9 protein-coding genes are annotated in these 8,145 nt (G+C 67.1%); 4 read left to right on the top strand and 5 right to left on the bottom strand.

Annotation, left to right across the window (positions count from 1 at the left end):
• The first annotated feature begins 175 nt into the window (after positions 1 to 175).
• The gene (locus ABD743_RS28955; protein WP_344725524.1) at positions 176 to 364 is read left to right on the top strand and encodes a hypothetical protein; all 189 of its coding nucleotides are present in this window, start codon (positions 176 to 178) and stop codon (positions 362 to 364) included.
• A 96-nt stretch (positions 365 to 460) separates the two neighbouring features.
• On the top strand, positions 461 to 991 hold the full coding sequence (locus ABD743_RS28950) for a hypothetical protein (RefSeq protein WP_344725523.1): 531 nt from the start codon (positions 461 to 463) through the stop codon (positions 989 to 991).
• 778 nt (positions 992 to 1,769) lie between these two features.
• Here the strand turns inward: ABD743_RS28950 and ABD743_RS28945 are convergent.
• The 5 genes from ABD743_RS28945 to lexA form a co-directional block, all read right to left on the bottom strand.
• The gene (locus tag ABD743_RS28945) at positions 1,770 to 2,105 is read right to left on the bottom strand and encodes a hypothetical protein (RefSeq protein WP_344725522.1); all 336 of its coding nucleotides are present in this window, start codon (positions 2,103 to 2,105) and stop codon (positions 1,770 to 1,772) included.
• A gap of 1,181 nt (positions 2,106 to 3,286) precedes the next feature.
• Positions 3,287 to 4,321, bottom strand: coding sequence for an NAD-dependent epimerase/dehydratase family protein (locus ABD743_RS28940; protein WP_344725521.1), 1,035 nt, complete (start codon positions 4,319 to 4,321; stop codon positions 3,287 to 3,289).
• A gap of 42 nt (positions 4,322 to 4,363) precedes the next feature.
• Positions 4,364 to 4,837 (bottom strand): carboxymuconolactone decarboxylase family protein, encoded by a 474-nt coding sequence (locus tag ABD743_RS28935; RefSeq protein ID WP_344725520.1) that lies wholly within the window; start codon positions 4,835 to 4,837, stop codon positions 4,364 to 4,366.
• A 105-nt stretch (positions 4,838 to 4,942) separates the two neighbouring features.
• A complete protein-coding gene (locus tag ABD743_RS28930; protein ID WP_344725519.1) occupies positions 4,943 to 5,380 on the bottom strand; it encodes a hypothetical protein in 438 nt (145 codons plus the stop codon).
• Positions 5,381 to 5,440: 60 nt separating this feature from the next.
• The gene (lexA, locus tag ABD743_RS28925) at positions 5,441 to 6,103 is read right to left on the bottom strand and encodes a transcriptional repressor LexA (protein ID WP_344725518.1); all 663 of its coding nucleotides are present in this window, start codon (positions 6,101 to 6,103) and stop codon (positions 5,441 to 5,443) included.
• Positions 6,104 to 6,293: 190 nt separating this feature from the next.
• Between lexA and ABD743_RS28920 the strand changes: the two genes are divergently transcribed.
• Together ABD743_RS28920 and ABD743_RS28915 are read left to right on the top strand one after the other, a co-directional pair.
• Positions 6,294 to 6,860 (top strand): dihydrofolate reductase family protein, encoded by a 567-nt coding sequence (locus tag ABD743_RS28920; protein ID WP_344725517.1) that lies wholly within the window; start codon positions 6,294 to 6,296, stop codon positions 6,858 to 6,860.
• Between the two features lie 268 nt (positions 6,861 to 7,128).
• Positions 7,129 to 8,124, top strand: coding sequence for a hypothetical protein (locus ABD743_RS28915; protein ID WP_344725516.1), 996 nt, complete (start codon positions 7,129 to 7,131; stop codon positions 8,122 to 8,124).
• Positions 8,125 to 8,145 lie beyond the last annotated feature (21 nt).

Here is an 8,145-nt window from a genome sequence, read left to right as displayed (position 1 = left end):
GGCACCGACTCGAGTCAGCTCCGCGGCCGCCCCCGTCACCGGCTTGGCCGCGGCCCGACCGTCAACCGCCTTACCCGCCCCCGCAGTCCCGACACGCTTCGCCAGACCCTCAATTTCTTGCCGCGCGGCAGCCGAGCCCTTTTCACCCGGCTGCACAGAAGCCTTTCCACCCTGCGTGGCCGAAGTCGTACCCGCCGGCTTCCCGACGGCCGTCGTCTCCACCGCCTTCTTCGGCGTGACCTTCCCCGCCGCTGCGATCGCCGGCGCTGCCTTCTCAGCCGCTGCCTTTGTCGACGTTGCCTGCTTAGGCGCTCCCGGCTTGGGCACCGCTTTCCCGGTGGCAGCGGCGTTCTCGACCCGCTGATTCGTCCCTCGGGGAGCATCGCTCGAACCCGAGACACCATCCTGCCCACCAGACGTCTTCTCCGACTGAGAGTTCGACTTCGGGGCTGACTTCGACTTGGGAGCCGGCTTCGAATCCGACTTCGACGTGGGAGCCGACTTCGGCTCAACCTTCTCCCCGCCGGACTTCGCCTCCACCTTCGGCGCCGACTTCGAGTCCGACTTCGCCTTCGGGGCCGGCTTCGACTTCGGGGCCGACTTCTCGCCGCCGGACTCCTTCTCCGACTTCGGCGCCGGCTTCGAATCCGACTTCGACTTGGGAGCCGGCTTCGACTCAGTCTTCACCTTAGGGGCCGGCTTCGAGTCCGGCGTCGACTTGGGAGCCGACTTCGGCTCAGCCTTCGTCTTGGGCTCAGCCTTCGTTTTCGGCTCAGCCTTCGTCTTCGGAGCCGGCTTCGACTCGACCTTCTTGGTACTGGACTTTTCCGCCGTCGACCCGGACTTCGAACTCGACGACTTCGCGCTCGACGACTTCGCACCGGACTGCTTCTCGGACTTGCTCTCCGACTTCCCCGTCGACTTCCCAGAACCAGAGGAGCCCGAAGAACCAGAAGAACCCGAACCACTACCACCCGCAGATTTGCTTTGACCTCCCTTCGACACAACCTGCTGAGCAGCTACCGGAACAACCACCGCCGCAGACGCAGGCGACGCCGCCAAGAACGCCGCCCCCACCCACAGCACCACCACCGCACCAGCCAGACCCACCAGCCAACGCAGCACCCACAACAACCGCTCCACCGGCGAAAGCCGCAACCGCACAGGCGCAGCAGCACGCACAGCAGGGCCCACGGCCCCACCATCGCGCACCGACACCACACCCATGACCAACGACTCCTGACGTCACCGACGAGACAGCCACACAGACACCCGCACCAGCAGGCACATGGCAGAAAAAGGGGAAGACACACAGAAAACCCGCACCGAGGGGACCGCACGTCGCGCCCGAGGCAGCGACCCGCGAACAACCCCTCACCACCACTTCCACGCTGGGTCCGGCCCGTCGCGACACGTCAGCAACCGGCACGAACCCCGTGAAGTGATCGACAAGGACGATGTCGTCCCAAGGTGAACAACAGGGGACGTCCCGGCTGCCATCGCGGTGACACGACGATGACCATTCGGTACCGGCACCACCGGACGCAGTGCCCGACCGACCGATCGTCCACGCAACATGGATGGCGACAGGTCGCCCGGCCGGCCCACTGCGGACCACGGTGGGCGCGGTCAGCCGGGTCGTGCAGCTGCGTGATGAGCTATGGAAGCCATCCGAGTAGGAGCCGTAGTGAGCGGAGGCTGAGGCCTCGGTCTTCATCGCCGCACAAAAGGTTTCCGAGGGTCGGCGTGCGTTCCGGTCGAGCTCTTGCTCAGCAGGATCCGACGCCGGTCACATCCCCGTTCGGCATTCTCTGCCGCGCTCGGAGTTCCCCGACTCCGGCCTCGGCAAGGCGCCTCGATGCGTTGCGCCGACAACCGGCGAGCGCGTGGACGAATGCGGCGACGACCGACGGCCACGCATCGCGACCGTTCGACAGCGACTCGACAGCAGCCGCGAAACCGACGTCGCCGACCAGTCCCGCACCGATGCGGACCGGACACAGGAGCGCGAAAAAATGGCCCGACTCGTTGTCGCCCGAGTTCCCGATCATCTCGCCGAGGGTCGCCGGGGGGCCGGCGCCGCCCGCGCTGAACTCCGCAGTCATCTCCGAAGGAAACCGACGCTGAACGCCCCGCCGCGCCACCCCTCGTCGCCTGCCCGGGCGTTACCCGGTGCGCACGTTCGTCCGCCACCAATTATCCGGCAGGCTCATCCGTCCTGAATCCGTAGGCCACCGGCCCAGGCGCAAGTTGAGCCGGCCCTCATCGCTCGTCCGCTCCGCGTCCCGAGACTCGACGTGGCCCATTCGACGAACGTGGCGGCCTCGATCTCGGTGATCTCGACATGATCCTCGTCGTTGTGGCCGAGATCGTGCAACGCGAGATATTCGGTCGGCTCCCAGCGGAGATTGCAAGGTGATCTCGCGTCCAGTGCGTCCAGTGCGTCCAGTGCGTCGAGGGTCGTGGGACGGAGCGTGAGGAATGGCGTGGCGGAGGCATTGCTCTCCACGTCTCCCAGCCGGATCATCACGCCGTTGAGATCGACGAACTCCTCGATGTAAACCCGCCGCCTCGTTCGTAGAGGATGACCAGCGTTCGTAGGGGTCCGGCAGATCGTCCTCGTCCCTGGCCGGGAGCGCCGCCCAGCGCACAGCCGCCCGGCACGTCCTCGCGACGGAGGAGGGGCTGACCTCCTGGACGAACTCGTCGAGTTCGGCGGCGACGTCGTCGGGCGGCCTTAGCGTCGGGTCGACTTGCTCCGCGATGTCGAAGAACGGCCACGCGACCTCCACCCCACAGCGCCGTGCCCAGAGCGCCGCCCGGCGGAGGTACTCCCGCATCAGCAGCCCGCGCGAGTTCGCGTGATCGAAGGCCATATCCACATCGGACGAGTCGACGGCACGCAGCCGATCGAGCACCACACGCGAGGGAGACGTCACCAGAGGCCCAGCCGTCGAGTCACCGGTACGGACCCGTGCGGCCCGGATCCGGACGTGGCCGAGCCTATCCGGTGGCGGCTGCGGGCTCCGCCTGGTCGGCGGTCACGGCCGCGATCAGTCGGCGCTTCAGCCAGGACGTCGAACCACCATGACCGCCTGAGGCTGCGGCCGATAGAACGACTCGATCTCCGCCAACTCATCGTCCGTGCAGTCCATGACGATTGTGAGCTCCGAATTGCGCTTGACCGGATCGAACGTGCACAACACGGCCGTCACGCCACGGCGATGAGCGGCTCCTCGCCAGACATCAATCCCCGACCCGTCGCCGCAATTCGTGTCCTCCACGGTCAGCTGAGCCGGGCCAGATAGTCGTCCTCGGCGGGGTAGTCGAAACAACCGGTGAAGGAAGCCGCGTCGAGCCCTGGGGGCAATTGGGCGTCACCGTCCATGTGGGACTCCTCAACCAGCCAGTGCACCGAGTCGGCGACGCTGGTCGCGTAGTCCCCGACCGGCTGATAGCCCAGCGCGTATGCGGCGCCCATGTCCAGGACGATCGGCGGCAGTGTGTGCCAGGGGTGCTCGCCGAGGCCACGTGGCGCGGCCTCGTCGAGCAACACCTCCCGCCACTCGTGGCCGACGAGGCCGGCGACCGCGCGGGAGATGGCGAGCCCATCAGGTGCGTCCGGGTCCGCGGCGTTGAGGATCCGTCGCCCGGGTCGTACGGCCACCGCCTGCACGAGCGCCGCGAGGTTCGTCGCCGCCGAGGTGTGGTCCGTGCCGGCGCCACCAGCCGCCAGCAACACGACGGGCCGCCGGTCCAGGGCGCGCTTGACGAAGTACCACTCGCGCGGCATCCGACTCCCCTGGCCGTGGATCTTCGACGGCCGCAGCACGGTGACCGGCAACCCGCTGTCGAGCAGCACATGCTCGGCGGCGACCTTGTTCGCGCCGTACCCCTCGCGGGAGTTGTAGTCCATGCAGCCCGGCGCCATGGTGGGCTGCTGCTCGGTCACCGGCCCGGTGAACCGGGGCGGCATGTCCGAATTGGTGTGACGGCCGGCGCCGTCGACGTACACCGCCTTGGTGGAGATCATCACCGTCGAGGTCGCCTGACGCGCCAGCGGGACGAGCAGCTCGGCCTGCGCGGCGGTGTAGCAGATGCAGTCCACGAGCAGGTCCGCCCCGTCGCCGGCCGCCGCCGCGAGCGCGTCGGCGTCGTCACGGTCGGCCGCGACGAAACGCGCTCCCGCCGCGGCGAGGTCGGATGGGAGGTGGCACGGATCGCGACCCGTGACGCTGACCGTCCACCCGTCGGCGAGCAACCGTCGCGCCACCGCCCGACCCACCAGACCGGTCCCACCGACGATCAGAGCCTCCGGCATCCGATCAACTTATCCAGCCGGCGGGACGGCCCACGCCTCTCGTCATCCGAACTGGCCGGGCTGGTAGTCGCCGGCGGGCTGCTGGACGATGACGTTGAACCGGTTGAAGGCGTTGATGACGGCGATGATGGACACCAGAGCGGCGAGCTGGTCCTCGTCGTAGTACTTGGCGGCATTCGCCCAGACCTCGTCGGTGACACCCCCCGCCGCGTCGGCGATGCGAGTGCCCTGCTCCGCCAGCTCGAGGGCAGCGCGCTCGGCATCGGTGAACACGGTGGCCTCTCGCCAGGTCGCCACCAGGTTGAGGCGCACCGAGGTCTCCCCGGCCTGCGCGGCGTCTTTGGTGTGCATGTCGGTGCAGAAGCCGCAGCCGTTGATCTGGCTGGCACGGATCTTCACCAGTTCCTGCGTAGCGGCCGGCAGCGTCGAGCCCTCGACCGCCCTACCTGCTGAGGTGATGTGCCTCAGGACCTTGGCTGCGACCGGGTTGCCGAAGAGGTTCAAACGAGCGTCCATGGTGCACTCCTGTGCCGTTGCTGCTGGTTACACCTCCATGACAGGGCAGCTCGGCGACTTGTGACGGGAGCTGGCGTGACGTGCGTCTCCCCCGTCGCAGAGCGTCTATTCGCGCAGACGGTGGCTGTGGAGCAGACGCTGAACGGCCGCCCGAGACAGCAACAGCGCGAGGATCAACAGCGTCACAGAGAAGAAGCCGCCGAGGCTGACGCTGTCGCCGAAGACGAGGTCGACGGCCTCGAGGACGAGGAATTTGCTCCCGAAGAGGACGACCCAGAGCAGGACCGCCGCGATCACCTTGCCGCTCAGAGTGGACGCTGCCCGCAACCGTGCCTTGACCCGGTTCTTCGCGGCGACGACGACCTCGAGAACCCCCTTGAGAAGGACGGCCGTGAGCAAGGACAGGGTGAACGTCTCGGTGAGCACCTGGGGGAAGTACTCCACGAAGAGGTTCAGGACCACCACGTAGACGAGGACGTCGACCACTGCCGCCGCAACGCGTGGCTCCAGAGGTGTCGCTGCGTCCTCATCCTGGACAAACACCGGAGCACACTAGCCGTCCGGCAACTGGCAGGCAGGCGAGCGCGAGACGGAAGACTCGTGTCAGATGCTGCGCAACACCGAGACGATGACGCCCAGCACAACGGACTCGTCACCGTCGATGACGTCGTAAGCCGGGTTGCGGGGCTCGAGGTAGACGTGTCCGTTGCGTCGGCGGTACACCTTGACCGTGGCCTCGCCGTCGATCATTGCGGCGACGATCTGGCCCGAATGGGCCTCGGCCTGCTGACGCACCACGACGGTATCGCCGTCGCAGATCGCAGCGTCGATCATCGAGTCTCCGCGGACGCGCAGAGCGAAGACGTTGCCGCGCCCGGCGAGTGCGCGAGGCAGCGTCAGATAGTCATCGACATGCTCCTCGGCCATGATGGGGGTCCCCGCCGCGATATCGCCCACCACGGGCACCGGCACGGAGTCGTCGCCGCTCCTGCGCTCCTCGGGCTCCTGCAGGAAGATGCGCACGTCGATCGGTCGGCACAGCGCCGCACCACGCCGGAGGAAGCCCTTTTCCTCCAAGCTCGCCACGTGCTTCGACACCGACGACTGTGACCGCAGCCCGACGGCATCGCCGATCTCGCGCGTGCTCGGCGAGTACCCGTACCGGACCACCCAATCCCGGATCGCGACCAGGATCCGCTGCTGGCGCGGCGGCAGCGTCGAGGTGTCCAGGTGCTCGAACGCATCAAGATCATCGGAGACGGGCATCTGCGGATGGTAGAGGCGGGCATTCGACGCAGCGGACACCAGGCGCGCCGCTCGTAGTCGGACCGGCCGTGCACCTTTGTCCAGTGGTCTGCTGACCGATGACTAATGCCGCCATGCGGGGTCTTCAGCACAGTGAAACCAGTCCGGATCGAGACCGCAGGAGATCGAAGTGCCGGCTTCAGTGCTGTACATGTCGATGTCGCTCGACGGATACATCGCGGCTCCGAACGACGAGCCGGGCAATCCCGGGGGCGACGGCTTCGGCCGGCTGCACGAGTGGGGCGTCACACCCGACGGGGAGGGTTTCCGGACGGACGGGCCCGCCGGAGAGTTGATGGATGAGATGAACGCGACCGGCGCGATTGTCGCGGGACGACGAACTGCGGAGCAGGTCGATCACTGGGGCGGTGATCATCACGGCAGAGGTGTCCCGATCTTCGTGCCCAGTCACCGGCCGCCCGGCACGACCGTCGCGGACTATCCGCTGGTGACGTACGTGACCGACGGGATCGAAAGCGCGATGGCACAGGCGAAGACCGCAGCCGGGAACCGGAACGTGATGGTACATGGCGCGTACACGGCGCAACGGGCGCTCGAGGCCGGAGTCCTGGACGAGTTGCAGATCCATCAGATCCCAGTGCTGTTCGGCGCCGGCCGCCGCGTGTTCGACGTGCTGCCATCGCGCGTGGAACTGAAGATCGTCCGGGTGATCGACACGCGGGAGGCCACCCACATCCGCTATCAGATCCGCCGCTGACGGCGAGCCGCATCGTGATCGTCAGTGGTTGTCCCTCCGGTGGTCGAATCACCGGCTCCATCGAATGATTCTGCTACGGGCAAGGAAGATCGTGTGCGCACAGTTCTCGCGGATGTGTGCGTAGAGCTGATCGCGGAGGCGCTCGCCGCCTACACGACTCCTTGACATGGGACGGTCCTTGATGCGCGTTCGTGGATTCCTGGCTACGACGGTTGTAGTGGGCGGCGTACTCGTGGGTGCTCCCGCGACCGCATTCGCACAGACTCTCGTGCCGTGCAACGGGCCCGCGCTGCAAAGCGCGGTCGCCGCCGCCAACACGGCCGGTGGGGGCACACTGAATCTCACCGCCGGCTGCACCTACACGCTCACCACACCGGACGACGGCGAGAACGGTCTGGCGGTCATCACCACCCCGGTCCGGATCAACGGCAACCGCGCCACGATCGCCCGTTCGTCGGCCACGAACTTCCGATTCTTCCAGGTCGAGGGATCAGGCAACCTCACCCTGGACACCCTGACGCTGAGCAACGGCCGCGCCCGCGAGGGTGGCGCGATCCACATCTCGGACTCTGCTCGGTTGACCCTCTCGGCCAGCACTCTCACCGGCAACACCGCCCGACTCGAGGGCGGCGGCGCGATCATCATCACCTCGAGTGAGGCGACGGCGATGATCAGCAACAGCACCCTGAGCAACAACACCGCTACCGATAGTGGAGGTGGCGGTCTCTCCAATGTCGGCGGCACAGTGACCTTCAGCGGCGGTGCCGTGACCGGCAATCATGCGGGCGTGGGCGGTGGAATCAGCAACTCCCGAGGCTCCGTCACCCTGAACAGCACCCGCATCCAGGGCAACGATGCGACTTCCGATTTCGGGACCACGTTCGGCGGCGGCGTGGTGAACGAGGACGGCACCATGACCTTGATCGGCAGCCACGTGCTGAACAACACCGCCAGCGGCCTGGACGCCGCGCTCGGCGGCGGCGTGTGGAGCGCCGGATTCTTCGCGAAGCTCAACATCAGCAACAGTGTCATATTGGGCAATTCCGCGACCGGTGGGGACTCTTTCGGAGGCGGTATCTACTCGGATGGCACCACCGCCCTGAACGGCACCGTGGTGCTCTCAAACCGAGTAGTGGGCAGCGACCTCGCCGACGCCGGTGGCATCTACCGGCTCGATGGCACAGTCACGCTCACCGCCACCGCCGTGGCCAACAACCAGCCCAGCAACTGTGGCAACCCCAGCACAGTTGCCGGCTGTTCCTGAGAGCGGGTCGGGGCAGCGCGT

Source organism: Pseudonocardia yunnanensis, assembly GCF_039534065.1.
Classification (GTDB): Bacteria; Actinomycetota; Actinomycetes; order Mycobacteriales; family Pseudonocardiaceae; genus Pseudonocardia; species Pseudonocardia yunnanensis.
Note: the sequence above shows the minus strand (reverse complement) of the source record. Positions and strands in the feature narration are given on the sequence as shown.

Coding starts and splice junctions, on each gene's coding strand:
- ABD743_RS28945 (WP_344725522.1), bottom strand. CDS start 2,105: ATGACTGCGGAGTTCAGCGCGGGCGGCGCCGGCCCCCCGGCGACCCTC.
- ABD743_RS28940 (WP_344725521.1), bottom strand. CDS start 4,321: ATGCCGGAGGCTCTGATCGTCGGTGGGACCGGTCTGGTGGGTCGGGCG.
- ABD743_RS28935 (WP_344725520.1), bottom strand. CDS start 4,837: ATGGACGCTCGTTTGAACCTCTTCGGCAACCCGGTCGCAGCCAAGGTC.
- lexA (WP_344725518.1), bottom strand. CDS start 6,103: ATGCCCGTCTCCGATGATCTTGATGCGTTCGAGCACCTGGACACCTCG.
- ABD743_RS28920 (WP_344725517.1), top strand. CDS start 6,294: ATGTCGATGTCGCTCGACGGATACATCGCGGCTCCGAACGACGAGCCG.